Source organism: Natronorubrum sediminis, assembly GCF_900108095.1.
Lineage (GTDB): Archaea > Halobacteriota > Halobacteria > Halobacteriales > Natrialbaceae > Natronorubrum > Natronorubrum sediminis.
The window spans coordinates 1162826-1186359 of record NZ_FNWL01000001.1 but is presented as its reverse complement, the minus strand read 5'-3'; the positions used below and the strand labels follow the sequence as shown (position 1 = coordinate 1186359).

General features: G+C 62.5%; 23 protein-coding genes. 11 read left to right on the top strand and 12 right to left on the bottom strand.

Annotated elements, in window-relative coordinates; genetic code table 11:
• Positions 1 to 14 precede the first annotated feature (14 nt).
• The 4 genes from npdG (at position 15) to BLW62_RS05820 (ending at position 3282) form a co-directional block, all read left to right on the top strand.
• Positions 15 to 683, top strand: coding sequence for an NADPH-dependent F420 reductase (gene npdG, locus BLW62_RS05835; RefSeq protein WP_090506016.1), 669 nt, complete (start codon positions 15 to 17; stop codon positions 681 to 683).
• A 377-nt stretch (positions 684 to 1060) separates the two neighbouring features.
• Positions 1061 to 2044 (top strand): ABC transporter substrate-binding protein, encoded by a 984-nt coding sequence (locus BLW62_RS05830; RefSeq protein WP_090506014.1) that lies wholly within the window; start codon positions 1061 to 1063, stop codon positions 2042 to 2044.
• Positions 2041 to 2496 carry a desampylase gene (locus BLW62_RS05825; protein ID WP_090506012.1) on the top strand — a complete coding sequence of 152 codons (456 nt, stop codon included), beginning with the start codon at positions 2041 to 2043 and terminating at the stop codon, positions 2494 to 2496. Before BLW62_RS05830 ends, BLW62_RS05825 begins: the two co-directional genes overlap by 4 nt.
• 195 nt (positions 2497 to 2691) lie before the next feature.
• Positions 2692 to 3282: a hypothetical protein gene (locus BLW62_RS05820; protein WP_090506010.1), complete on the top strand. Its 591-nt coding sequence runs from the start codon at positions 2692 to 2694 to the stop codon at positions 3280 to 3282.
• Positions 3283 to 3535: 253 nt separating this feature from the next.
• On the opposite strand, the gene BLW62_RS05810 is transcribed toward BLW62_RS05820, so the two are convergent.
• From BLW62_RS05810 to BLW62_RS05785, 6 genes are all read right to left on the bottom strand, one after another.
• Positions 3536 to 6181 carry a carboxypeptidase regulatory-like domain-containing protein gene (locus BLW62_RS05810; protein WP_090506005.1) on the bottom strand — a complete coding sequence of 882 codons (2646 nt, stop codon included), beginning with the start codon at positions 6179 to 6181 and terminating at the stop codon, positions 3536 to 3538.
• Positions 6182 to 6331: 150 nt separating this feature from the next.
• Positions 6332 to 7831 (bottom strand): sulfatase family protein, encoded by a 1500-nt coding sequence (locus BLW62_RS05805; RefSeq protein ID WP_090506003.1) that lies wholly within the window; start codon positions 7829 to 7831, stop codon positions 6332 to 6334.
• 71 nt (positions 7832 to 7902) lie between these two features.
• Positions 7903 to 9201, bottom strand: a complete 1299-nt coding sequence (gene hisS / locus BLW62_RS05800; RefSeq protein ID WP_090506001.1) for a histidine--tRNA ligase — start codon at positions 9199 to 9201, stop codon at positions 7903 to 7905.
• Between the two features lie 153 nt (positions 9202 to 9354).
• Positions 9355 to 9951: a DUF7411 family protein gene (locus BLW62_RS05795; protein ID WP_090505999.1), complete on the bottom strand. Its 597-nt coding sequence runs from the start codon at positions 9949 to 9951 to the stop codon at positions 9355 to 9357.
• Positions 9951 to 10301, bottom strand: a complete 351-nt coding sequence (locus BLW62_RS05790) for a DNA-binding protein (protein WP_076579984.1) — start codon at positions 10299 to 10301, stop codon at positions 9951 to 9953. Before BLW62_RS05790 ends, BLW62_RS05795 begins: the two co-directional genes overlap by 1 nt.
• A 105-nt stretch (positions 10302 to 10406) precedes the next feature.
• The gene (locus BLW62_RS05785; RefSeq protein WP_090505997.1) at positions 10407 to 10862 is read right to left on the bottom strand and encodes a 30S ribosomal protein S19e; all 456 of its coding nucleotides are present in this window, start codon (positions 10860 to 10862) and stop codon (positions 10407 to 10409) included.
• Positions 10863 to 11074: 212 nt separating this feature from the next.
• Between BLW62_RS05785 and BLW62_RS05780 the strand changes: the two genes are divergently transcribed.
• Positions 11075 to 11344, top strand: a complete 270-nt coding sequence (locus tag BLW62_RS05780; RefSeq protein WP_090505995.1) for a DUF7571 family protein — start codon at positions 11075 to 11077, stop codon at positions 11342 to 11344.
• A 252-nt stretch (positions 11345 to 11596) separates the two neighbouring features.
• Entirely contained in the window at positions 11597 to 12529 is a 933-nt protein-coding gene (gene thiL, locus BLW62_RS05775; protein WP_090506438.1) for a thiamine-phosphate kinase, read from the top strand.
• 49 nt (positions 12530 to 12578) lie between these two features.
• Here the strand turns inward: thiL and BLW62_RS05770 are convergent, their stop codons facing one another.
• The 3 genes from BLW62_RS05770 to BLW62_RS05760 all read right to left on the bottom strand — a co-directional run bounded on the left by BLW62_RS05770 (position 12579) and on the right by BLW62_RS05760 (position 15363).
• Positions 12579 to 13742 carry a site-2 protease family protein gene (locus tag BLW62_RS05770; RefSeq protein WP_090505993.1) on the bottom strand — a complete coding sequence of 388 codons (1164 nt, stop codon included), beginning with the start codon at positions 13740 to 13742 and terminating at the stop codon, positions 12579 to 12581.
• Positions 13743 to 14025: 283 nt separating this feature from the next.
• Positions 14026 to 14271, bottom strand: a complete 246-nt coding sequence (locus BLW62_RS05765; RefSeq protein ID WP_090505991.1) for a DUF7123 family protein — start codon at positions 14269 to 14271, stop codon at positions 14026 to 14028.
• A 249-nt stretch (positions 14272 to 14520) separates the two neighbouring features.
• A complete protein-coding gene (locus BLW62_RS05760) occupies positions 14521 to 15363 on the bottom strand; it encodes a molybdopterin synthase (protein ID WP_090505989.1) in 843 nt (280 codons plus the stop codon).
• A gap of 310 nt (positions 15364 to 15673) precedes the next feature.
• Between BLW62_RS05760 and pyrH the strand changes: the two genes are divergently transcribed.
• From pyrH to BLW62_RS05740, 4 genes are all read left to right on the top strand, one after another.
• Positions 15674 to 16399 carry a UMP kinase gene (pyrH, locus tag BLW62_RS05755; protein ID WP_090505987.1) on the top strand — a complete coding sequence of 242 codons (726 nt, stop codon included), beginning with the start codon at positions 15674 to 15676 and terminating at the stop codon, positions 16397 to 16399.
• A complete protein-coding gene (lysS, locus tag BLW62_RS05750; protein ID WP_090505985.1) occupies positions 16396 to 18099 on the top strand; it encodes a lysine--tRNA ligase in 1704 nt (567 codons plus the stop codon). Before pyrH ends, lysS begins: the two co-directional genes overlap by 4 nt.
• Positions 18100 to 18183: 84 nt before the next feature.
• The gene (locus BLW62_RS05745) at positions 18184 to 20013 is read left to right on the top strand and encodes a site-2 protease family protein (RefSeq protein ID WP_090505983.1); all 1830 of its coding nucleotides are present in this window, start codon (positions 18184 to 18186) and stop codon (positions 20011 to 20013) included.
• A gap of 132 nt (positions 20014 to 20145) precedes the next feature.
• Positions 20146 to 20460 carry a DUF3784 domain-containing protein gene (locus BLW62_RS05740; RefSeq protein WP_090505981.1) on the top strand — a complete coding sequence of 105 codons (315 nt, stop codon included), beginning with the start codon at positions 20146 to 20148 and terminating at the stop codon, positions 20458 to 20460.
• Positions 20461 to 20489: 29 nt separating this feature from the next.
• On the opposite strand, the gene BLW62_RS05735 is transcribed toward BLW62_RS05740, so the two are convergent.
• Positions 20490 to 21056: a PadR family transcriptional regulator gene (locus BLW62_RS05735; RefSeq protein WP_090505979.1), complete on the bottom strand. Its 567-nt coding sequence runs from the start codon at positions 21054 to 21056 to the stop codon at positions 20490 to 20492.
• Between the two features lie 132 nt (positions 21057 to 21188).
• On the opposite strand from BLW62_RS05735, the gene BLW62_RS05730 reads away from it, so the two are divergent.
• Positions 21189 to 22742: a heme-binding protein gene (locus BLW62_RS05730; protein ID WP_090505977.1), complete on the top strand. Its 1554-nt coding sequence runs from the start codon at positions 21189 to 21191 to the stop codon at positions 22740 to 22742.
• A 241-nt stretch (positions 22743 to 22983) separates the two neighbouring features.
• Here the strand turns inward: BLW62_RS05730 and BLW62_RS05725 are convergent, their stop codons facing one another.
• Both BLW62_RS05725 and BLW62_RS05720 read right to left on the bottom strand, forming a co-directional pair.
• On the bottom strand, positions 22984 to 23211 hold the full coding sequence (locus BLW62_RS05725) for a hypothetical protein (RefSeq protein ID WP_090505975.1): 228 nt from the start codon (positions 23209 to 23211) through the stop codon (positions 22984 to 22986).
• 65 nt (positions 23212 to 23276) lie between these two features.
• On the bottom strand, positions 23277 to 23534 hold the full coding sequence (locus tag BLW62_RS05720) for a hypothetical protein (protein WP_090505973.1): 258 nt from the start codon (positions 23532 to 23534) through the stop codon (positions 23277 to 23279).

The window sequence follows — 23534 nt, the reverse complement described above, 5'->3', positions numbered from 1 at the left end:
CACCGAAGGTAGGTATGCGAATTGCACTACTCGGCGGCACCGGCGACATCGGGCAGGGCCTCGCCCTGCGGTTTGCACACGATACGGACCACGAGGTCATCATCGGCTCGCGCGACCCGGAGAAGGCGCGTGAAGCCGTCGCGGAATACGAGGAGACGCTCGACTCGCGCGGCGTCGACGCGAAAATCACCGGCTTCGTCAACGAGATGGCGGCGGATCGCGCCGACGTCGTCGTTCTCAGCGTCCCGCCGTACTACGCCGGCGACACGGTCGAAGCCGTCGCGGACTCCCTCGACGAGGACACGATTTTGGTCACCCCCGCAGTGGGCATGCAAGGCGACGAAGACGGCCTGCACTACCACCCGCCCGGAACCGGCAGCGTGACCCAACTCGTGGCCGAGCGCGCGCCAGAGGACGTCCCCGTCGTCGGCGCGTTCCACAACCTCGCGGCCGACGCCCTCTCGAATCTCGACAACGAACTGGATCTCGACACGCTACTCGTCGCGGACGACGACGATGCAAAGGAAACCGTTCGCAACCTCTCGAACGAAATCGAGGGGCTGCGCGCGCTCGACTCCGGCCCGCTTGCTAACGCCGCCGAAGTCGAGAGCGTTACCCCCCTCGTCATCAACATCGCGAAGTACAACGAGGAACTCCACGATGTCGGTGTGAAGTTCTTGTAGGCTACGAAACGTCGGTTTCTACAGCAGAGACAATCGTTCGACGAAACAAGACGGTCCCCATTCGTGTGTCGTGGCGCGCGCTGTCGATCGGCCGAGAGCGAGCGAGACCGATCGACGAAGCCGTGCGAGGGGTGAGGACCGCAGCGACGACAGGAGCGAGGACCGCAATCGGCTGGGGAGGACGTGGAAATCCATGTTGGCAGTACGAGAAGTGTGCTCGAGTTACGGATCAATTCTGAAAGCATAGCTCAATTTTGAAAGCATGGATCAGCTCTCAAGGCGTGCTCGAGCCCTCGCCAGCCCCGGTGACGCTGACGAACGGGACTGTTCCGACCACGAGCCGTTCGCTTTTGACCCTCCCCCACCTACAGCGGGTCATGCGAATCGTCACGACGCTGCCCTCGGCGACCGAACTCGTTGCGGTCCTCGGTCTCGAGCCGGTCGGCGTTTCCCACGAGTGCGACTACCCGTCCGGCGTCGAATCGATCCCGTCGGTCACGTCCTCGAGAATCGACGTGGACGCCTCGAGCGGCGAGATCGACGAGCAGGTCCTCGAAGCGACTGGCGACGGCGGGAACGACGAGGCCGATTCGGGTGTCTACGACGTCGACACGGCTCTCCTCGAGTCCCTCGAGCCGGATCTGATCGTCACGCAGGGCATGTGCGACGTCTGTGCGGTCGACGAGGTGGTCGTCGAAGACGCTGTCGAGGAGATCGAGGCCGACCCCGAAATCCTTACCACGGACCCGCATAGCGTCGGTGACGTTCTGGACGATCTCGAGCGAATCGGTCGCGCGACGGGCCACGAGGAACGCGGCCGAAACGTTCGGGCTGCCCTCGAGTCCCGAATCGACGCGATCCGCGAGCGAACCGCGGATCTCGCTCCAGCGGAGCGTCCGCGGGTCGCTATTTTCGACTGGACCGACCCCGTCATGATCGCGGGCCACTGGAGTGCCGAACTGGTCGAATGGGCCGGCGGCGAGTACGGACTGGCCGGGGTGGGCGAGCGATCCACACCTCGCGAGTGGGCTGACATCCGCGAGTACGACCCCGAACTCGTCGTCGTCGCGCCCTGTGGCTTCGGCCTCGAGCAAACTGCCGAAAACGCCACGGATCTCACCGACCGCGAGGGCTGGGCGGACCTCACGGCCGTCCAAAACGGTCGCGTCTGGGCGATGGACGGTCACCACTACTCGAATCGCCCCGGCCCGCGGCTGGTGGACACGCTCGAGGCGCTGGCACCGATCGTTCAGCCCGAATCGTTCGACCCGGAGACGCCGCCCGAAGCGCTCGAGGAAATCGCGGTTCCGTTCGCGGACCTGCTCGACCGTCGCGAGGCGGACGCCGAGTTGCGACCATGACCGACGATCTGCCCACCGACGCCGGGCCCGCGCTCGTGCTCCCGAGTGAGATCCGCGAAACTATTCTCGAGCGGGCTCGAGCGGAGTCCCCCGAGGAAATCTGTGGCATCTTCGGCGGCGAGTACGACGACGCTCCCGGGGGAACGAGTCGCGTTCGTTCACACTATCCCACCGAGAACGTCGCCGAGTCGCCGCGAACGCGCTATCGGATCGATCCCGAGGCCCAACTCGAGGCGTTCGAACGACTCGAGGATGCCGGCGAGGAGATCGTCGGCTTCTATCACTCTCATCCCCGCGGGACACTAGCACCGAGTGCGACCGACGTCGCTGCCGCGACGTGGCCCGATCGCTCGTATCTGATCGTCTCGCTTTCACCCCTCGAGATCGGGTCGTGGCGATGGCGCGCAGGCGAGGATCAGTTCGAACGAGAACGGATTATTCTCTCCGCGTAACCACCGTCTTGCTCCCCCTTCTCGCTCACACACCCTTTTTCGCTCTTTTCCTCTCTCATGCGTCATATTACTCGCGCCAAACCCGAGACGTTCCGACTCGAGCCCGATACATACCGTAAGCGGACGACTCGAGACAGTAACGATAATAAATAATTATCCAATACGTTAATTACCATACTCGAAGAATGATGGACTATGTCAAAGGGTAACTCGGAGCAAATCGAGACGACTCAGAGTTTCAACCTCACGATTTCACACCGTTCGATCGAACTGCTCGGACGAATTTCGGTGACGATGCTCGTCGTCGGACTCTGTCTCGGCGCTACCAGCCTCTTGAGCTGGTTCTGGATCGAATCGGCGGTTCTCCCTCAACAAGACGGGACGGAAGCGCTCATCGTCGAAGGCTACACGCCGCTGGTGTTCCTCCTCGTTGCCGCCCTCGCCGCACCGGTGGTCGCCGGTCTCGCTGGGGTTGTCGAAGGGCAGCGCGTTCTCTCGAGCGAGGACGTCCTCCTCGTCGGCGTCGGCAGTTTCATCGGGGCGACGGTACTGGTCTTCGCCGCGGGCATTTTCATCGGTTCGACCGGCGGCGACGGCGGGGCCGGACTCGGCGCGATGGACCTCCTTGGGCTGGCTGGCCTCAGCGGCGTCGGTAGCGCGATTGCCGGCGTGCTAACGGCAGCGGTGACCAGAACGATCCGAACCAATCACCCGGCGATTCCGCCGGCTCGACCCGCGGCGTCGACGAGCGCACAGCGCGACTCGAGTGAAACTGAGGACGAATAACCCGCTTCCCAGTAGACGGCGGTGGAACGTCGGTACGAACGCGGTTTTCGATCGGACGAGACGACGAACGCGAAGAGAGCGAACCGTATCTGCGAACGAGAGCCGTCTTTCCCGCGACGGTGTCGACTCCGCCGTCTTTCCCGCAACGGTGTCAACTGTCACCGCGACCGTGACGAATCAGGTGTTGGCTCGGTACTTCCGTCGAAAAACACGAGTGGAGCGCGTCGCTCGAGGACGCGACCGTCGTTTCAGGTCACGGAGTAAACCGACTGAACGCGCCGATACCGAGTGCCCCGATGGCCGCGATCACGCCGAGTGCGCCGAGGAGCTGGCCGAACCCAGCAACGGCGGTCGACGAGCCGGTCGCGCTCTCGCCATCAGTGTCGTCCTCGTCGTCAGATTCAGCGTCGCTGGAGGACTCCGTGTCGTCGACTTCTTCGTCGTCGACGTCGAGTTCGAGGTCGAGATCGAGTTCGAACCAGTTCGTTCCGGCCTCGTCGGCTGGCAAGTCGAGTTCGGAGTCGATGATACTGTCGCCGGTCTCGTCTTCGACGAGGAACTCGTTATCGACGAGCGAGGTCGTCGCGTGGTCGTCCTCGAAGTCAGCGTCTCCGGTGAGATCCTCACTCTCTCCCGTGGTCGTGTCGATTTCGAACGAGAACTGCCTGTCCGAGTCTCCCTCGATCGCGACCTCGAGTTCGCCCTCGACGGACATTTCGTCGCCTTCCTCGTCGATCTCACCCTCGAGACCGTCGGGCGCCGTCACCTCGGCTTCGATACCGGAGTCGGTCTCGAGGTTCGGGAAGGACGTACTGGTGGATTCCCACGTGCCGTCGTCGATCACGCCAACGATCTGGATGTACTCGTCGTCTTCATCCGCCGACGGGAACTCGAGGCCCTCCTCGAGGGCGACTTCTCTGTCGGCGTCCTCGGCGAAGGAGATGAACCCTCCCTGACTGGTGGCGACGAACGCATCTTCGTCCTCGTCGACGTCGCCTTCCTCACCCTCTGGAGATTCGCCGTCGCTCTTCGAGGACTTGTCCACGCTGACGTCGGTCGTCGCGTGGTCATCCTCGCTCTCGACTTCCGCCGTGTGCTCGTCGACGTCGTCTTCGTCCACGTCCCACTCGAGGGTCACCGTCTCCGAGTCGCCGGCGTCGAGCGCGACGGTTTCCGTGGTCTCTTCGTCGCTCACCGAAACCGTCACTTCTTGCTCGACAGCGTCGTCTCCCACGTTCTCGACGGTCGCGTCGACGGTCACGGTCTCGCCCGCCGTCGCGTCGTCGGCCTCGATCGACACTGCAGTCGACGACTCCTCGCCCTCGAGGGTGACGTCTTCGGTGGTCGTCTCGGCTTCGCCCACGTCCGTCTCGACGGTCTCCTCGGCGTAGCCGTCGGCGTCGACCGTCAACTCGGTGGCTCCGGACTCGAGGACGAGGTCGTACGTTCCGTCGTCGTCAGTCTCGGCTGTGGGACCACCGTCGGCCGCGTCGACGGTCGCGCCGTCGATCGGTTCGCCGTCGTCGTCCTCGACGGTCCCCTCGACTGTTCCCGTGACCGAGTCGCTCTCTTCGATCTCGAGGTCGAGCGCGAGGTCGAACCAGTTGTCGCCTTCGTTCGTCGACGGCAACCCGAGCGCGCTGTCGATGACCGTGTCGCCGGTCGTATCTTCGACGAGGAACTCGTTGTCGACGAGCGAGGCCGACGCGGCTGAATCGTCGAAGTCACCGCTCCCGCTCAACTCACCGCTATCGCCAGTCGTTCCGTCGATATCGAAGCTGAACGAGCGATCCTCGTCGCCGTCGACGAGCACCGTCAACTCGCCTTCGACCGTCATCTCGTCGGCGTCCTCGTCGAACTCGCCGTGGAGTCCGTTGCGAGCCTCGACGTCGGCGTCGGCCGCACCGGCGTCGAGCGTCGGGAACGACACGTCGGTCGACTCCCAGGTGCCGTCGCCGTAGACGGCTCCGTCCAACTCGATCGGCGTCTCACCGTCGTCCTCGGCGGGGAAGGACACGCCCTCGCTCTCGGCGTCGCTCTGACTCGACTCGTCGAACGCGACGAATCCGTCTTGGCTCACGGCTGAGAACTCGGCCACCCGCTGATTCTCGGGTGACTCCTCGTCGGTCTCGTTTTCGTCTTCGCCGTCGTCACCCTCGTCCGACTCGCCGGCGACCTCGACGGTCCCCTCGCCCCAGTTCAGTTCGTCGTCGTCATACTCGGAGAGGCCGGTCGCCCCGTCCCAGATCTGCGAGTCGTCGTCGATATCGACGTCGCCCGTTTCGCCGGGTTCGCCGACGACGACGAACTCCAGCGTGACGATCGTCGCGTTCATGCTCTCCATCGAGTCGCCGTCGGTTATCGAATCGGTCAGTTCGTCGCCGATGATCTCGAGGCCACTCGGCGTCCACTCGACGTCGGCCGACCCGTCGTTCGCGTCGACCTCGAGTTCCTCGTCGTCGTCGAGATAGGTGTCAGCGTCGGTGAGTTCGACCTGCTCGTCGTCGTAGTCGATACGAAGATCGTATCCCGAAATGTCGGCGTCATCGTCGTCGGTCAGCGTCCGTGCGTCCACGTCTACGCTCACCCGCTCGCCCGGTTCGCCCTCAGCGTCAGACGGCGTTACCTCGTACTCGGCTGACGAGTCGCTCGAGGCCTGAACCGGCTGCGTGGCGTCGTCGTGTTCGCTCGCCGTCGTTTCGAGCGTCGCGTCCGGTGGTGTCGCCTCGCTCGGCTCGTCACTCCCACTCGCGAGGAGACTTTCACCACCGACAGCGAGGGGCAACGCGGCAGCTCCGATAGCGCCTACCGCGAGTAACACGGCGATCGCTGCAAGCGCGGTTATTCGACGGTTCCGGCGCTCGTTGCGGTTGCGTCGTACACCGTACAGATCTTGCATCTTCAACAATGATATATGTCTTCGTATTTATTATTTCTCCCAAGATAGTATGGGTATTACGAATATCTCAAATAGAATTTCACTCTCGTTTAGCATATTTGAGCGTTGTGCTCGACTAGAGGCGGCACTCAGACGGTCGAAACAACCGACTTACGCACCGTCGTTCGCCGCCCTGAGCACGTCTGGCACCCATCCCTGATTCGGGTCGTCCGTTTCCCGCATCCACTCGATCAGTCGTTGGCGCATCTCCCGTCGGTCGTCGGCGTATCCGGGATGATCGATCAGGTTGTTGAGTTCGGCCGCATCGGCCTCGAGATCGTACAACTCGTCGACGTCCGGACCGTTGTAGACGTACTTGTAGCGATCCGTTCGGACCGTTCGCTGGGTGTAGAGCCCGAACTCGTCGCCGTGGTACTCCGCGAAGACCGATTCGGGCCACGCGTTGGGAACGTCATCGGGGTCGCCGCCCGCCTCGAGCAATGGTGCCAGACTTTGCGCGTCGAACGAATTGGGGACGTCGACACCGCCCATCTCGAGGAACGTCGGCGCGAGGTCGTGGAGGTGGACGGGCGCGTCACAGACCGATCCCGGCTCGACGACGCCGGGCCAGCGAACCTGCAGGGGAATTCGGTAGGTATCGTCGTACATCAACGGCCCCTTGTTGAATTGGCGGTGCGCGCCCACGAAGTCACCGTGATCTGAGGCGTGAATCACGGCCGTTTCCTCGGCGAGGCCGAGTCGCTCGAGAGTATCGAGGATCCGATCGAGTTGGTCGTCGATCAAGGTGGTGAACCCCCAGTACTTCGCGATCGCTTCGGCCCAAATGTCCCATTCGAAGCCCTCAACACCGCGGTAGTGGAGGTAGTTTTCCTGCACCTGGGGTTTCCCCTCGTACGTTTCGGCGTAGCTCTCTGGGGGCTCGATCTCACTCGGGTCGTACATCGAGGCGTAGGGTTCGGGGACGACGTAGGGGTGATGGGGGCCGTAGAAATCCGCTCGGTGGAAAAACGGGTCGTCGCTGTCGCTGCTGGGATCGTCTTCGGCGTGGCCCTCGAGCGCTTCGATCGTTCGTTCCGCGAGAAAGTACGCGCGAGTGTCTTCGACGCTGACGGGCGTTTTCGCGGCGACGAACGTCCCGTCGGTCGAATCCCGTGGATCGCTACCGGTGTAAATCTCCTCCTCGAAGTCGACTTCGTCGACCGGAACGCCGCGGTCGCTGCGATACCTGCGGAACGCCTCGTCGATATCGTCGTGGTGCGTATCGCTGCCGCCGAGGTACGTGAATCCGAAGTCTCCCGGCGTCTGGTCTCGTCCGACGTGCCACTTTCCCGTATAGCTGAGCCGATAGCCGGCGTCGGCCAGCAGTTCCGAAAACGTCGGCGTCTCCGGGGAGAGATTCGGCTGGATCGCGTCCGCCTCGTGGCTGTTATTGAGCATTCCGTGCGTGTGTGGCCACTGGCCCGTCATGAGCGACGCTCGAGCGCTCGTGCAGATGCTGATCGGCGTGAACGCCCGTGAAAATCGCATTCCGTCGCTCGAGAGCCGATCCATCGCCGTCGTCTCGACCGGTGGTCCGTTGGGGGCGCTGCAGTCGTATCGCTCCTGATCGGTGAGCACGAAGAGGACGTTCGGCGTGTCGAAATCGGCCATCGGGCGGCGTACACCGACACCGAAGTTAATGGTGGGCCCTGAACTACACCAAGTACCCGTACCGGCGGTGCTTACGTGAGGTCGTCGAACGTCGGTCGCTCGAGGTCGCCGGGGAAGTCGTCCACTGGCACCTGCGTCTGGTCGCCCGTGTCCATGTCCTTGATCGTCACTTCGTCGTTCGCCAGGTCCTGTTCGCCGGCGATGACGACCGTCTCCGCGTTGATCGAGTCGGCGTAGTTCAGTTGCGAACCGAAGGAGCGACCGGCGACGTCCGTCTCGACGACGTGACCGCGTTCGCGCAGGTCGCGGGCGATTCGTGCCGCCTCGGGGCGCGTGTCGCCGACTTGCAACACGTAGTAGTCGGTCGTCACCGCCTCTTCGGGCCAGACGCCCGCTCGCTGACAGAGCAACGAGAGCGTCGCGTGGCCGGGGGCGACACCGACCGCTGGCGTTGGCTGCCCGCCGAAGCTCTCGATCAGGTCGTCGTAGCGTCCGCCACCGAAGATAGACCGGGAGACCTCTCCCGTCGAGTCGAAGCACTCGAAGACGACGCCGGTGTAGTAATCGAGTCCGCGTGCCGTCTCGAGCGAGATCGTACAGTACTCGCGTGCGCCGAAGTCCTCGGCCGCCTCGAGGACGTTCTGGAGGTTCTCGACCGCGTCCGTTACTCGCTCGTTCGCCGCGAAGGATTCGACTCGCTCGAGGTCGCCGTCGGCGATGAGGTCGTCGAATTCGACTGCCTGGTCGGCCGAGAGTCCGGCACCGATCAGCAGGTCGTGATACTCGGCGGTAGAGAGCTTGTCCGATTTGTCGACCGCGCGAATTGCGGCTTCGGTGTCGATGTCGGCGTCGTAGCTCTCGAGGACGCCACCCAGAATGTCGCGGTGGGAGATGCGGAACTCGAAGTGTTCGCCGGTGAGCCCGAGGTTCCTCAGCGCGTCGGCGGCCCAGGCGAGAATTTCGGCGTCGGCGTCGGGCTCTGAGGAGCCGAAGATGTCGACGTTGGTCTGGTAGAACTCGCGTTGGCGACCCTGTTGAACCTGCTCGTAGCGCCAGAACGGGCGTGTCGAGACCCACTTGATCGGCTTCGAGAGCTCCTGTTGTTTGGCGACGACCATCCGCGCGACGGTCGGCGTCAGTTCGGGCGTCAGCGTGACGTGGCGGCCACCCTGATCCTCGAAGGAGTAGAGTTCGTCGACGATGTCGTCGCCGCTCTTGTCGGTCCAGAGTTCGGCGCGCTCGAGAGTGGGAGTGCCGATCTCGCGGAAGCCGTAGCCGCGAGCGGTGTCCTCGAGGGTGTCGATGGCCTCTCGTCTGGCGGCCATCTCGCCGGGGTAGAAATCACGAAAGCCCTTGATCCGGTCGTACATGAGTAGCGGTTCGCCGAGGGCGAACTTCTATCCTGTTGTTTGGGGATGGCCCGCGAACGAGTCACTCGAACCGGCTCGAACGCCACTCAATCAGTTCCGAACGCCACTCGATCAATCCCGAACGCCACTCAATCAGTCCCGAACGCCACTCAATCAGTTCCGAACGACATCCGTCACGTACGTCTGCTCGTGAGGCGGAAACACGTCTTCGACGGTCCCCGGAACGTCTTCTGTGGCGATGATCGCTCGCAGTTCGGCTTCGTAGTCCGCTCGGTCGATCTCTTCGCTCGGTCCAACGGTCACCTCGAGCGTCGCGTCGACCAGTCGGTCGACTGCCGTCCGGCCGAAGCCAGAGAGCGGTGCAATGTAGTCCACGTCGAAGCGATCCTCGAGACTCTGTGCCTGCGCTCTCGAGACGGTCGGCACTCGGTCGTCACGCCGCGTCCCGTCGGCAATTGCGTCGTACTCCGCCTGAGCAAGTTGCTCGAGGGCGTGCAGGTGAACCTGCTGGATGCCGTTGCGAGGAAAGCCGTCGTCGCACATCGTCTCGACGGCCTCGTGAGCAACGTCGGGATCTAACTCGAGTCGTTCGAACGCGAACCCCATCCGTTCGGCCGTCTCGCGGGCGTGTTCCCAGTCGTCGCTCACGTCGAAGTGTGCCGTCACGAGTGTTACGTCGTAGAACTCCTCTAAGAGAAGCGCTGCGAGCGTCGAATCCTTGCCACCGCTGTAGAGGACGCCGAGGTCCATCAGCGACGCTTGATGTCGAAGCTTTTCGAGTCGGGCTTCAGTTCCTGCAGGAGTTGTTTCATCTTCTGATCGTCGATTTTCCCCTGAATGCGCCCGCTTCGAGCTAGCGTGACGACCTGTCGTTCGACCTGCTCGCCGAAGTCGGGCTTGCTCATCTTGACCGTGTTAAGCCGCTTTCGCGCGTCGTCGGTCAGGTGCTGGCGCAAGACGGCCTTTTTCTGGGCTTCGGCCTGTTGTTGGGCTGCCTCCTGGGAGGCCTCGCCGCCCTGGGAGTCGGCCTGTTCTTGTAGCTGCTCCATTTTCTTTTGTCGGAGCTCCTCGAGTTTCTCTTCGTCGGGTGAGCCACTCATAGTGATGTGTAGTTGTTGTGTGCCACAGTGGAAAATGATTACGGACGAGCGCGGCTACTGCAGGCGCTCACGTCTGAACCAACGCGAAAACTGATCTCCGCCGTGTTAGGCGTAGCGCTCGAGTTCCGGTCGGTCGAGGTCTTCGAGGACGGAGCCAGCGGTGTCGTCGAGTAGGCTCTGTCCCTCGGGGGTGATTCGTCGCCCCTCTCCCTCTGCAGTCTCGACGAGGTCTTCGTCCTCGAGTTGCTGAAGGATGGTCCGAATCAGGTTCTTCGAGCCGTCGGCGCGTTTGTCGGGGGCGACCTGGTAGCGGTTCGAGCCACCTTTCGCGCCGCCGTACTCCGTCGACAGTCGTTCGACACCGACAGGGCCGCGGTCGGCGACCTTGCGCAGGAGACTTGCTGCACGAACTGCCCAGAAGTCTTCTTGTTCTGGTGGCAGGTCACGGTCGACTCCGCTTTTGACGAACTTGCCCCAGTCGGGTTCCTCCAGCCGTTCCTCGAGATCGTCGGCGAGCGCCTCGATGAGGTCGTCCGCCGGAACGTCGTACATCGTAGCCATTGGCGTTGAGTTTCCGTCCGCGGCATTTAAGACCATCGTTGTCCTGGCGTGTGGCGGTGCGTGACGACGTGACGTACGCGTTTCGCCACTCCGCGTATTTGACGTGCTACTCCGACAGTGCTCGTCGGCCGGAGTGCACCGTCGTCCGTCGAGAAAATCCCCGGAGGCGATAGGTCTATGTGCCACTGTCACATGCACCAATTTGCATCGCTATGAAACCGTGCCACAACTGTCAGGCGGTCATCGACGAGTATCTCTTGGACAAACAACTCGAACCCCTGCGCGAACTCACAGTCGACGATTTCAACGTTTGCGTCGACTGCGCGACCATCGTTTCCGATGCGTGCGTGGAGTGTGGCGGCGCGGTCTACGTCCCCCGAAATCACACGGAGACGCCCGATTACTGCCCAGCGTGTCGATCGAACCAGATCGAGCAGACGGGCATCGACCCCGGGTGGAATCTCGATACGCAGTCTGTCTGAGACGGACGACTGTCCGTTGTTTCCAGACCGACCGCATACCGTCCTGTGGTCTCCTGGACACAGTTTCGGTAAACCGTAACCGTTGAACGGGCGGCCCGTTCTCGGCTTTTCGAGCGACCTCGAACCGAGCCAGCAGCCTCGCAGCTTCTTCGTCCGCTCGCTGATCCTCTCGATTTTGTCTTCGATCTGTTCGGGATGTGGCCCCTCGACTCGGTCCGCGTCCCTTTTCGTGCTGGGCGCGAAACGCACGGTATGGACGAACGTGGCGCTCTGGCGCTACTCGAGGGAGAACTCGAGTCCGTCGGAGACGACGCCGCCGTCGTCGATGACCTCGTCATTACGACGGACATGCTCCACGAGCGGACGGACTTTCCGGCCGGAACGACCCGCTACACGGCGGGCTGGCGAGCCGTGGGTGCCTCGCTCTCCGACGTTGCGGCGATGGGTGCCGAGGCGACTGCCGCCGTTGCGGCCTACGCAGCTCCCGAATTCGACCGCGAGGAACTGCTCGCTTTCGTTCGGGGTGCGAGCGACGTTTGTGAACTCGTCGACAGCGAGTACGTCGGCGGCGACCTCGACGGTCACGAGGAGTTCACCGTCTCGACGACGGCAATTGGCCACACTGACGCACCGGTTACTCGAGACGGCGCACGGCCCGGTGATCTCGTCTGTGTAACGGGCACACTTGGCCGTAGCGCGGCCGCTCTCGAGTTGTTCGATCACGCCACGGAGACGAACAGCGAGGGAACGGACACCTCGAAGACGGACGCCTCAGGGACACTCGAGCGAGCAAACGACCTCTTTCGGTTCGAACCACGAGTCGGGGCGGGCCGAGCGCTCGCTCCTCACGCGAGCGCGATGATGGACTCGAGTGACGGCCTCGCTCGCTCGCTTCACCAACTCTCGGCGGCGGGCGAGTGTGGCTTCGCCGTCGACTCGAGCCAGCTTCCCGTCGACGAGACGCTTCTCGAGGTAACAGCGACCGACGAGGAAGCCCTCGACCTCGCGATTACGTTCGGAGAGGATTTCGAACTCGTCGCGACGATTCCCGAGGACGCGCTCGTCGACGCCCGTTCGTCGAGCGACGTCGACCTCTCAGTCGTTGGCTCGGTGACGGAACCAGCACACGGAATTACGTTAGATGGTGACGCGCTCGAGGATTGTGGGTACACACACGGCGACTAGTGGATAAGAGGCGGTAGATCCAGCGGGGAAGAACCGACGGATTCTGCTGTTACTGGACGACCTCGAGTGGCACTGGCATAAAGCAGAGCAAGCCGAGGCCGAACGTGGCTATTCCGATCAGCTGTCGGCCCATGCCGAGTTCGTCGTCGGTGACGGGTTCTGCGGCTCCGGCAGACGCGAAGAGCGTCGTGAGGATCGCCCAGAGAATCCAGATGAACACCGTCTGAAAGCCGTATCCACCGACGAAGTACAGGTATCCTGCGAGTGCGACGAGCAGCGTCGGCACGAGCGAACTGATCGTGTCGAAGAGTCCGTCGCTCATCGACCGGAGGATGTGTCCGCCGTCGAGTTGCCCGACCGGGATTAGATTGAGGAAGGTGACGAACATGCCGACCCACGCTCCGATGACGACCGGGTTGATATTGCGCGTCGGATCGTCGGTGTACATCGGCTGATCGACTGCCATCGCCAGGAACTCGAGCAAGGGCGGGATTCCGAGCCTGAAGCCGCTGCCGTCAGCTTCTTCGACGACCGATTCGGGGACGGTAACCGGCGGGAGGTGGAGTCCGATGACGGCCACGACGATCGTCGCAGCCAGGCCGGCGAGGGGGCCAGCGACGCCGATATCGAAGAGGGCCTTTCGGTTTGGCATCAGGCCTTTGAGTTTGATGACTGCCCCCATCGTCCCGATGATCGTCGGAACGGGGAGGAAGTACGGCAGCGAAGCGTCGACTTCGTGATAGCGACTCAGCACGTAGTGACCGAGTTCGTGAACGCCGAGGACGCCGAGGACCGCGAGCGCGAACGGCCACGCGTAAACGAGATCGACCGGGTTCGAGATCGGATCGAGCGACGGATACCACCACGCCGCGCCGACGAACAGCGTCGAGAACACCGTCGCGACGAGGAGAACGATGTTCGTCCACGGGATGCCGTCGATACCGAGGTCGATCGGTTCGGCGACGAGCACGAACTCGCCGTAACGAGTGGTCAACTGCGGGTCGTATCCCGCCTCCCGAAACACAGGCCACAGTTCGCGCATCACCTGCTCGGGTTGCATCAGCGGGTTCCCATAATACACCAGTTGGTCGCCTTCAGTTCGAATTTCGTAGATCGAAAATACCGACTCGATGCGCTCGAGCGGCGGTCCGGCCTCGAGTGTCGACCCGGTTTCCCGCGTCGGTTCGAACCCGGACGATTCGACGTCGTCCATCACTGAGGGTATCAGGGCCGTGCGTATAAAACGACTGTCGTCGGCGGGCCGGAGACTCGACTCCGGAAACTATACGACAGGAAACGAGTCCGACAGGAGGTGTGACAGGGGATTCGGACCCGCTGAGGGAGTGATCGTTTGTGGTTCGCTCGTGTGGTTTGTGGTTCGCTCGTGTGGTTTGTGGTTCGCTCGTGTGGCGTGTTGTGCGTGTTCGCTTGGAGGGTGGGGGGTCGGAGTTTCGACGTCAGGGGGACTGAGGGCTTCGAAACGCCACGTCACGACGTTAGGCGGGTGCGACTCGCCACGTCGTCGCGCTCGTGTACGACCACTTCTCAATCTCGAGGTCGTTGACCGAACCGGAGAGTTTGACCATCACTGCACCGATCTCTTTCGGCGACATCCCGACGTCGTCTGCAATGAACTTGCCTTTGAAGTACATCTCACCGTCTGCAGCTCGTTCGCGCAAGTAGTGTTTCAGGCGGTGTTCTTTGCTTTCCGTGGAGGGTTGGGATGTTGTGCTCATCGACATCAACGCCTTGTGACGGGGATAGGTTATAAAGGGAGGTTGCTTAGCGGCGTTTCGATTGTCTTCAACGATTTGGGGGGTAATCGACGTTTTACTCACCTTTATGTACATCATTAAGGGAGGCTGAGGTTCCATTAGACGTTTTAAAACACGTTCTAACCTATTATATCCTCAATAAACGCACTGATTCTTATCATACCGTCTCCCTCGAGCGATATCGGTTCCTGAACCACGATCACCCCCACTGTTGCATCAGGTCTGATCGTGCACCCAGAACTCGTCGTCGACCGTCACTTCCTTTTTGAACAGCGGAACTTCGTCTTTCAACCGGTTGATACCGTCTTCGACGGTTTCGAACGCCTCCTCACGGTGACCAGCGAGCACGACGACGAATACGATGTCTTCGCCATCCTCGACGACGCCCGTTCGGTGGTAGAGTTCGACCTCGAGCACGCCCTCACGAGCCTCGAGATCGCGCTCGAGGGCGTCCATGCGCGCTTCAGCGACGCCATCGTACTTCTCGAACTCGAGGTGTGTCGTCCGCGCGTCGTCGTCACTGTCTTTCGCGCGGACGCGGCCGGTGAAGGTGGCGATCGCGCCCGAGCGCTCTGCCTTCGGCGAGCGTTTGACACGGGAAACGAGCGATTCGAGCGTCTCGTAGGGATCCGCTCGCTCGAGGTCGGCTTTCACGGCGTCGACCTCGAGGTCTGCGGGGTGTTCGATTACGTCGATGACGGAGCCGGAATCGGTTCCGATGTCGCCTTCGTCGGCCGACCCGACGACGAGCGTCGGGTAGCGGAGCGTGGGGACGCCGACGACGACGCCGTACTCGCAGTCGGTCGCGAGTCGGTCGATCGCATCGCTGACAGTTAATCCGGTGCCAGAGGCGGTCCAGTCGCCGTCTGCGCCCAGCCCGTAGCTAACGTCGCCGCCGACGGTCCGAGAATCGGTCGCTTGGATGCCGTCTGCAATCGTCGCGTCGTATCTGACGACGCCGACGCGTCCCGCCTGCTCGAGACGATCGACGATTCGGTCGACGACGCGTTCGAGTGCGTCGCCGTCCGTTCCGTGATCGCAGATGCCGAGTACGTACATACCTGGACCATGGTGGTGTTGGACTTTGTAGCTGTCGACGGCGGTTCTGTGCGCTCGTGCTGGGCGTACCCGGTGACGGGTCGACCGATGCGGAGCGGGTTCGACCACTCTCGAGACCGCGGCCGTCCGGTGTAACCGGGACAATCGCACCGACCGTTTCGCTCGTGAGTCCGTGTTTTGTCGTCACATCGAATGCTATCACTGCGTTGGCGTTTCCGCGGCGTTCGCGAGTCGTTCCCGTGCGTACGAGGCCCGCGCTGGTGGCCAGTTGGCAACCCTTAAGATAGCAACCCGGTTACACCGGGATAGTATGAAAGTGGTCGTCTCTATCGGCGGGAGCGTGCTCGTGCCCGAACCCGGAGCGGATCGGGTCGCCGAACACGCCGCCGTCGTCGAAGAACTCGTCGCGGACGGCTGTCGCGTCGGTGCCGTCGTCGGGGGCGGCGGCGTCGCCCGCGAGTACATCAGCGCCGCGCGCAACCTGGGGGCAAACGAAATCGAACTCGATCAGTTGGGTATCGACGTCACCCGACTCAACGCACGCCTACTCATCGCCGCACTGAGTGGCGATTCTATCACAGCACCAGCGAAGGACTACGAAGAAGCCGGTGAAGCGCTCCAGCGCGGCGGCCTCGCGATCATGGGTGGTGTCGCGCCGGCACAGACGACCGACGCCGTCGGCGCAGCCTTCGCGGAGTATGTCGACGCCGATTTGCTCGTCTACGCGACGAGCGTTCCCGGCGTCTACAGCGCCGACCCCAACGAAACCGACGACGCGACGAAGTACGACGAACTCTCCGCCACCGAACTCGTCGACGCCATCGCCGGCCTCGAGATGAACGCCGGCGCGTCGGCACCCGTCGACTTGCTCGCGGCGAAGATCATCCAGCGCTCGGGCATGCGAACCATCGTGTTAGACGGCACCGATCCGGAGCGAATCTCTCGTGCCGTCCGCCACGGCGAGCACGACGGCACCGACGTCATTCCTGATGGCGTCGGCGAAGAACCGACCTACTGGGCCCAAGACGACCAATGAGCGACGACGAGCATCCCTACACCCTCCAACGAGAGACGGACACCGACCACGTCTTCTGGGCGGATACGGTCGCAGACCGAGTGCTCGAGCGTGATCCGGACGAACCGATCGTCATCAAGGGCGGCATCTCTCCCTCTGGCGTCCCCCACCTCGGAAACGTCAACGAACTCCTGCGCGGGTACTTCGTCGCTGAAGTCCTCCGCGAGCGCGGCCACGAGGTTCGCCAGGTCTTCACGGCGGACGACCGCGACCCCCTCCGAGGGCTCCCTCGCACGCTCTGTGACCTCGAGGGCAACTTAGTCGACCTCGGCGAGGTCGACGCGGGCGCGCTCGGTCGAAATCTCGGCGCGCCGTACACGGACATTCCGGACCCCTTCGGCTGCTGTGACTCCTACGGCGAACACTTCTCGACGATCATCGCCGACAGCGCCGACGCCGTCGACGTGCCGATCGAGTTGCTCTCGAACACCGACCTCTACGAGTCCGGCGAACTCGAGGACGTGACCCGATTCGTCCTCGACAATCGCGAGCGCGCACGCGAGGTTCTCACCGAGTATCAGGACAAGGTCGACGACGACTACGTCCCGTTCAACCCGATCTGCGAGGAGTGTGGGAAGGTGACGGAGACGGTGACGAGCGTCGATACGGAGGGTGAGACGCCGACGGTCGAGTACGAGTGTACCGACATGGACGCGGGCGACCAGACGATCGACGGCTGTGGCCACGAGGGCACGGCGACGCTTCGGGAGGGCAAGATGCCGTGGCGCTTCGAGTGGCCCGCCCAGTGGCAGGTCCTCGGTGTCGACTTCGAGCCCTTCGGCAAGGACCACGCCGAAGGGTCGTGGCCGAGCGGACAGGACGTTGCGCGCAACGTCCTCGAGATCGAGCCACCCGTTCCGATGGTCTACGAGTGGTTTACGCTCGACGGCGAACCGTTCTCCTCGTCAGCGGGGAACGTAATTCTGGTCTCGGACGTCCTCGAGTTACTCGAGCCAGAAGTCCTCCGATACTTCTTCGCGAAAGATCCGGCGAAGGCGCGAGACTTCAGCATCGAACGGCTCGATCAGTTGGTCGACGAGTTCGACCGACTCGAGGCGATTTACTTCGACGAGATCGACGCGGACGAAGACGAGACGGCGTTCGCAAAGCGCGTCTATCCGCTCGTCATGGATGGGGCGACGGATTCCGGCGGTCCGGAGTCCGCCAGCGAGAATGCGGAAGGCCCGAGCGAGGAACGGATCCGCCTCCCCTACACGTTCGCCGCCGTTCTCGGAATGACCGAGGATCCCGACCTACGCGAGGAGATCGCTCGTCGGGAGGGCCACATTCCCGAGGACGCGCCGGAGTGGGCCGTCGAGGCGGCGCTCGAGCGCGTCGAACGGGCGCGAAACTGGGCACGTCGGACCGAAAACGAGTTCGATTACGAACTGAAGCGAGGCGAGATTCCCGATCACGACTTCGATGAAGCCACGGAAGACGCGCTCGCGGAACTCGCCGACTTCATCGAAGAGGGTCACGACCCAGACGAGATTCAGGGCGAGATCTTCGAGATTGCCCGCCGCCACGACGTCGACGTCGGCGAGTTTTTCGGCGCGGGCTACCGACTGTTTTTCGACGAGGATCAGGGGCCGAAACTCGGTTCGTTCCTCGCGAAAGTCGATCAGGCGTTCGTCGTCGGCCGACTCCGTCGAGAACGCTGATCGGTGTCACCTCACGCCAGCCTCGGCGACTCGAGTCGCGGACAGACAAAAGCCATTTGAGACCCCCTCCCGGAATGAGGACTAATGGAGTACGGTTTCCCTGCGGTTGTCTCGGTTCCTGAACTCTACGGGTCGGAGACGCTCACCTGGGTCGTCATCGGCCTTCTCGTCTACTGGGCCGGGGTTATCGCCCTCGATCGGGCGGAGTTGCTCCCGGAGTACGTCGGGACGCAGGGACCAATTCTCACGTTTCGAACCAAACGCGGCCGGAAGTTCTTAGATTGGCTCTCGGGGCCGAAGCGATTCTGGCGGGCGTGGGCGAACCTCGGCGTCGGCATCGCCGTCGTCGTTATGGTGACGATGTTCGTCGTGCTCTTGTTCGCAGCCATTTCGGCGATCATGTCGCCAGAGCCCGCCGAGGGCGTCCAACAGCCCCGAAACGTCGTTCCGTTCCCGGGCGTCAACGACTTCCTCCCGCTTTCTGCGACGCCGGGAATCGTCGTCGGCTTGCTCGTCGGCCTCGTGGTCCACGAAGGCGGCCACGGCCTGCTCTGTCGCGTCGAGGATATGGGCATCAAATCGATGGGCGTCGCCATGCTCGCAATTATTCCCTTCGGTGCGTTCGTCGAACCCGATCAGGAGAGCAGTAGAGACGCCTCGAGAGGGGCCCAGACCCGGATGTTCGCCGCGGGCGTGACGAACAACTTCGCGATCACGTTGCTCGTCTTCGCGCTCCTCTTCGGGCCGGTCGTCGGTTCGATCGCCGTCGCTCCGGGTGCTGCCGTCGGTGGCGTCGCACCCGATTCGCCCGCAGCGGGTGCCGATATCGAACCGAACGAACGAATCACCGCCGTCGACGGCGAAGCGATCGACGACAACGACGACCTGATCGAGTACTTCGAGGAGAGCGACAGCGAAACGGTCGAACTCGAACTCGACGACGATCGGACGGTCTCCGTCGATCGATCCGTCTTCGTCACGGAAGCACTCGAGGACGGCCCCGCAGATATCGACGTCGGGGAAACCATCGTCGAAGTCGAGGGCGAACCGGTCGCGACCGAACAGGAGTTCGTGGACGCCATCGGCGACGACGAGGTCGTCACGCTGACGGTCGAAGACGCCGAGGGCGAGACGAGCGAGCGGGAGGTTCCGATCGGTGCTGCCGTCGACACGACCGACGACGGTCCACTCGGGGAGGAACTCGGTGACACCGACGAGACGGTCATCATCACCGCGTTCGATGGCGAACGCGTCACCGACTACAGCGAACTCGAGTCCGTGCTCGAGGACACCGAGGCCGGCGACGAGGTGTCGGTTACGGTGTACGCTGACGACGAGGCCGAGACGGTCGACGTCACGCTCGACGATCATCCGCGCGACGATATCGGCTTCCTCGGCATCGTCGCGAACCCCGGCACGTCCGGCTTCGACGTCAGCGATATCGGCGTCCAGTTCTACCCGGCCGACGAGTACCTCGCGATTCTCGGCGGTGGCGAGAACGGCAGCTACGGCGGCGCGACCGACTCGTTCTTCGGCAAGATCGCCCTCTCGGTCTTCCTGCCGGTCATCGGCGTCATCGGGCTGTTACCGTTCAACTTCGCCGGGTTCACGGGTGGCGTCGAGAACTTCTACGAGGTGCAGGGCTCGCTCGCGGCCCTCGGCGATAGCACGGTCTTCATCCTCGCGAACATCCTGTTCTGGACCGGCTGGATCAACGTCCAACTCGGGTTTTTCAACTGCATCCCAGCGTTCCCCCTCGACGGGGGGCACATCCTCCGGACCAGCACCGAGGCGGTCGTCTCGAGGCTGCCCTTCGAGACGAATCGCGGCCACGTCAGGACGGTGACCACGAGTGTCGGACTCACGATGCTCGTGTGCTTCCTCACCGTGTTGTTCTTGCCGTTCATCATCTGAACGGGGTGCCTCTCAGAGGCGATTCTTTTCGGGACGCTGACTCTCGAGCGCCATCATTTCGATCTTGGTAGTCTCCTCGTTTCCTGGCTCGGAATAGGGAACGTATATTTTTGATGTGGTCAATGAATCCACATGAGCACCGTCGCCACAGGGTCCGTTCTTCTCGTCGCTCTCGTCCTCGCCGTGCTCGGAGTGCTGATCAGAAACTTCGGAATGGTCTCGCTGATCGGCGGCTACGACCCGGAGACCGTCTCGGACGAGGCAGGTCTGGCGACGTTTATCGGGACGAATACGCTGTACGTCGCCGGACTGACGGCTCTCGTTGCTATCGCCGAGTACACGCAACCGACGGGGTACCGAGCAATCTGGCTCGTTCACCTCGTCGGCGTCGGGTTGCTCACGGTTCGGATGATCCGCGGCGCACGACGGTTCGAAACGCCCGCGTAATTCGAGTGTTCGCTCTCGAGTCCGAAATCTCACTCCTCATCCCTACCGTCCCCACCGTCCCTATCGCCCTCGTCGTCCCCGTTGTCGATGCCGTGTCGCTCGTAGAACGCTTCGGGGGTCGCCTCGATCCGTTCGAAGTCGGTGTCGAAGTAGTGCTCGTGGTGGCGGACGACCTGTTCGACGATCCAGGCGCTGCACGTCTCGTCGAAGCGCCACTCGCCGTCCGTATCGGGAATCTCGAATCGTTCGTCGGTCGAAAACGCCGCATAGACGTGGAAGTACCCGAGGATCACGTCCGCGAAATCGCGGGCTTTCTCCGTCGAGCGCTCGCGTCGTTCCTCGAGTTCGGTATATCCCGCCTCGGTGAGTTCGAAGTACTTCCGGTCGGGTTCGTCCTCGCGCTCGAGTCGATCGGTCCACCCCTTCTCCTCGAACTTGTAGAGAATCGGGTACACCGATCCGTACGACGGTTCCCAGTGGCCGCCACTCTGCTCGCGAATCTCCGTCAGAATCTCGTAGCCGTACCGGGGTTTTTCCTCGAGCAACTCGAGGACGAGGTAGGCGATGAGTCCCTTCGGCGGCCCGCTTTTCCGCATAGTGCTCGAGAGTTGAAGGGACGTACGTAAAGCGTTTCGGCCCTGTTTGGGTCGATTCGATCGCTAGCCCGCGCGAATTTGTCTCGGTTCGAAACCCGGTCCTTCTTAGCCACGCCGTCCTAACTCCGGCACATGGAACGACGACAGCCGCCACAGACCGACGAGGGCTGGTACGTCCTGCACGATTTCCGGTCGATCGACTGGGATGCCTGGCGCGACGCCCCCGAGCGTCGTCGCACGCGAGCCATCGAGGAGGGTATCGAGTACCTCTCCGCCGCCGAATCCGTCGCGGACGCCGAGGAGGGTGACTCGGCGACGTTCGCTATCCTCGGCCACAAGGCGGACCTCCTCGTGCTCCACCTCCGGCCGACGCTCGAGGACGTCGACGCGCTCGAGCGCCGCTTCGAGCAGACGGCACTCGCCGAGTTCACCGAGCGAACCGACTCCTACGTCTCGGTGACGGAGGTCTCGGGATACATGTCTCAGGACTACTTCGACGACGACGCGGAGGTCGAAGACACTGGCATCGCTCGCTACATCGAATCGCGGCTCAAACCCGAGATTCCCGACAGTGAGTTCGTCAACTTCTACCCGATGAACAAGCGCCGCGGCCCCGAGGACAACTGGTACGACCTCCCCTTCGACGAGCGCGCCGAGCACCTCTCGAGTCACGGCGACATCGGCCGCGAGTACGCCGGCCGCGTCACGCAGATCATCTCCGGCAGCCTCGGTCTGGACGACTTCGAGTGGGGCGTCACCCTCTTCGCCGACGACCCGACCGACGTGAAAGAACTGCTCTACGAGATGCGCTTCGATCCCTCGAGTTCCCGCTTCGCCGAGTTCGGGCGGTTCCTCTCGGGGCGGCGCTTCCCACCGGAGAACCTCCGTCCCTTCCTCGAGGGCGAACGCATTCCCCAGGACGGCGCTGGCGACGCGCATCCGCACGCCGAGGGTCACGGCGGTCACCACGGCGATTCGGACGCCGGCCACCACGGCGGCGACTCGAGCGGTCACTCACACAGCGGCCACCACGGAGAATCGGACTCGAGTCACCACGGCGATTCCGACGCACACGGCGATGACGAGTCGGGAATCCGCAGCGAACTCGAGGATATGGACATCTACGCGGGCCAGCCCCACGGCGAGGACGTCCACGCCGTCGTGCTCTACTCCGCGGCCGACGTGGAGGAACTCTTCGAGGAGGTCGACGGCCTTCGGACGAACTTCGATCACTACGATACGCACGTGAAGACGGCGGTCTATCAGCCAAGCGAGGTTGGTGGCGAGAGTGGGGAAAATGCCGTCGTTAGCCTCTGGGAGACTGAGCGAGCCGCAAACACGGCCGCCGGATTCCTCGCCGACCTCCCCGAGGTCGTTCGACAAGCTGGAGACGACGAGGCGGACTCCTGGGGCACGATGGGCATGTTCTACACCGTCAAGCCCGACCACCGCTCGGACTTCACCGGCACGTTCGAGGACGCCGCAGGGTTGCTCGCCGAGATGGACGGCCACCGAAAGACCGACCTGCTCGTCAACCGCGAGGACGAAAACGACATGTTCATCGCCAGCCGCTGGGACTCCCGCGAAGACGCCATGCAGTTCTTCCGCAGCGACGCGTTCGCCGACGCTGTCGAGTTCGGCCGCGACGTTCTCGTCGACCGACCGCGACACGTCTTCCTCGCCTGAGTGAGACGCGCGAGTGACGAGTCACTCGAGTTTTCTTTCCTCCGATTACGGCTTCGTTGAACTCTTCAGGTAATGGGGGGGTCTATCCCTCCTAGCGATTAGTATAGGTCACACAGGTATCACGACAAGAAAGCGAATCAGTGGTGCTTCGAAATCCGTCAGCGAAATCGATCTGGAAGAATTCGACCAAACTAAGCGGAGTGGCTTCACCATCTCCGGATCCGAGGAGAGTGAGTAGCAACTACTCGTACAGGAAGCTGAGAAGGTAAGCAGCTATCGATAAGATGACAATAGATGGAACAATGACGAGTATATACCATAGGTCAAGGGACAGGAATAGGGCTGCGAAGAAACCTACCGCTGCCCCTGTCACTAGGAACAATTGCGCCATCAATATTGCTGTAAGAATCGAACTCTCGAATCGTCCCGCCTCGAACCGTAGCTTTGGATCTGTCTGGTCGATGGACATGACTATCAACTATTTATGACTGTCTTAAGTGTTGTCGACACTCCGATGAATAAGAAAAGGTTGACCTACTCGAACAGCATATTGAGGAGGGACACTGCCAACGCTATCGTTGTCAGGAGAGAAATCGTCTCAAGGTAGAACACACCTTCCCCATGTGGAGAGGTGTGAGAAACACCGACCAGGAACAGCCACTCCACAAAGATAACCGCGAGCATACCTCCCAAGGAAATCTGAAGGGCGAGGATCAGGGAGACCAGATTCTCCTCAGATTTCCCTCCGTTAAATCGGAGTGTTAGATCTTTTTCCCTCCTCTTTGCATTCAT

Bases quoted from the DNA above. Each gene is read 5' to 3' on its own strand.
- BLW62_RS05805 (WP_090506003.1), bottom strand. From the start codon at position 7,831: ATGGCCGATTTCGACACGCCGAACGTCCTCTTCGTGCTCACCGATCAG.
- BLW62_RS05820 (WP_090506010.1), top strand. From the start codon at position 2,692: ATGTCAAAGGGTAACTCGGAGCAAATCGAGACGACTCAGAGTTTCAAC.
- BLW62_RS05745 (WP_090505983.1), top strand. From the start codon at position 18,184: ATGGAGTACGGTTTCCCTGCGGTTGTCTCGGTTCCTGAACTCTACGGG.
- BLW62_RS05780 (WP_090505995.1), top strand. From the start codon at position 11,075: ATGAAACCGTGCCACAACTGTCAGGCGGTCATCGACGAGTATCTCTTG.
- BLW62_RS05740 (WP_090505981.1), top strand. From the start codon at position 20,146: ATGAGCACCGTCGCCACAGGGTCCGTTCTTCTCGTCGCTCTCGTCCTC.
- BLW62_RS05765 (WP_090505991.1), bottom strand. From the start codon at position 14,271: ATGTCGATGAGCACAACATCCCAACCCTCCACGGAAAGCAAAGAACAC.
- lysS (WP_090505985.1), top strand. From the start codon at position 16,396: ATGAGCGACGACGAGCATCCCTACACCCTCCAACGAGAGACGGACACC.
- BLW62_RS05725 (WP_090505975.1), bottom strand. From the start codon at position 23,211: ATGTCCATCGACCAGACAGATCCAAAGCTACGGTTCGAGGCGGGACGA.
- BLW62_RS05830 (WP_090506014.1), top strand. From the start codon at position 1,061: ATGCGAATCGTCACGACGCTGCCCTCGGCGACCGAACTCGTTGCGGTC.
- BLW62_RS05730 (WP_090505977.1), top strand. From the start codon at position 21,189: ATGGAACGACGACAGCCGCCACAGACCGACGAGGGCTGGTACGTCCTG.
- BLW62_RS05790 (WP_076579984.1), bottom strand. From the start codon at position 10,301: ATGAGTGGCTCACCCGACGAAGAGAAACTCGAGGAGCTCCGACAAAAG.
- BLW62_RS05770 (WP_090505993.1), bottom strand. From the start codon at position 13,742: ATGGACGACGTCGAATCGTCCGGGTTCGAACCGACGCGGGAAACCGGG.
- thiL (WP_090506438.1), top strand. From the start codon at position 11,597: ATGGACGAACGTGGCGCTCTGGCGCTACTCGAGGGAGAACTCGAGTCC.
- BLW62_RS05810 (WP_090506005.1), bottom strand. From the start codon at position 6,181: ATGCAAGATCTGTACGGTGTACGACGCAACCGCAACGAGCGCCGGAAC.
- hisS (WP_090506001.1), bottom strand. From the start codon at position 9,201: ATGTACGACCGGATCAAGGGCTTTCGTGATTTCTACCCCGGCGAGATG.
- npdG (WP_090506016.1), top strand. From the start codon at position 15: ATGCGAATTGCACTACTCGGCGGCACCGGCGACATCGGGCAGGGCCTC.
- BLW62_RS05795 (WP_090505999.1), bottom strand. From the start codon at position 9,951: ATGGACCTCGGCGTCCTCTACAGCGGTGGCAAGGATTCGACGCTCGCA.
- BLW62_RS05825 (WP_090506012.1), top strand. From the start codon at position 2,041: ATGACCGACGATCTGCCCACCGACGCCGGGCCCGCGCTCGTGCTCCCG.
- pyrH (WP_090505987.1), top strand. From the start codon at position 15,674: ATGAAAGTGGTCGTCTCTATCGGCGGGAGCGTGCTCGTGCCCGAACCC.
- BLW62_RS05785 (WP_090505997.1), bottom strand. From the start codon at position 10,862: ATGGCTACGATGTACGACGTTCCGGCGGACGACCTCATCGAGGCGCTC.
- BLW62_RS05720 (WP_090505973.1), bottom strand. From the start codon at position 23,534: ATGAATGCAAAGAGGAGGGAAAAAGATCTAACACTCCGATTTAACGGA.
- BLW62_RS05760 (WP_090505989.1), bottom strand. From the start codon at position 15,363: ATGTACGTACTCGGCATCTGCGATCACGGAACGGACGGCGACGCACTC.
- BLW62_RS05735 (WP_090505979.1), bottom strand. From the start codon at position 21,056: ATGCGGAAAAGCGGGCCGCCGAAGGGACTCATCGCCTACCTCGTCCTC.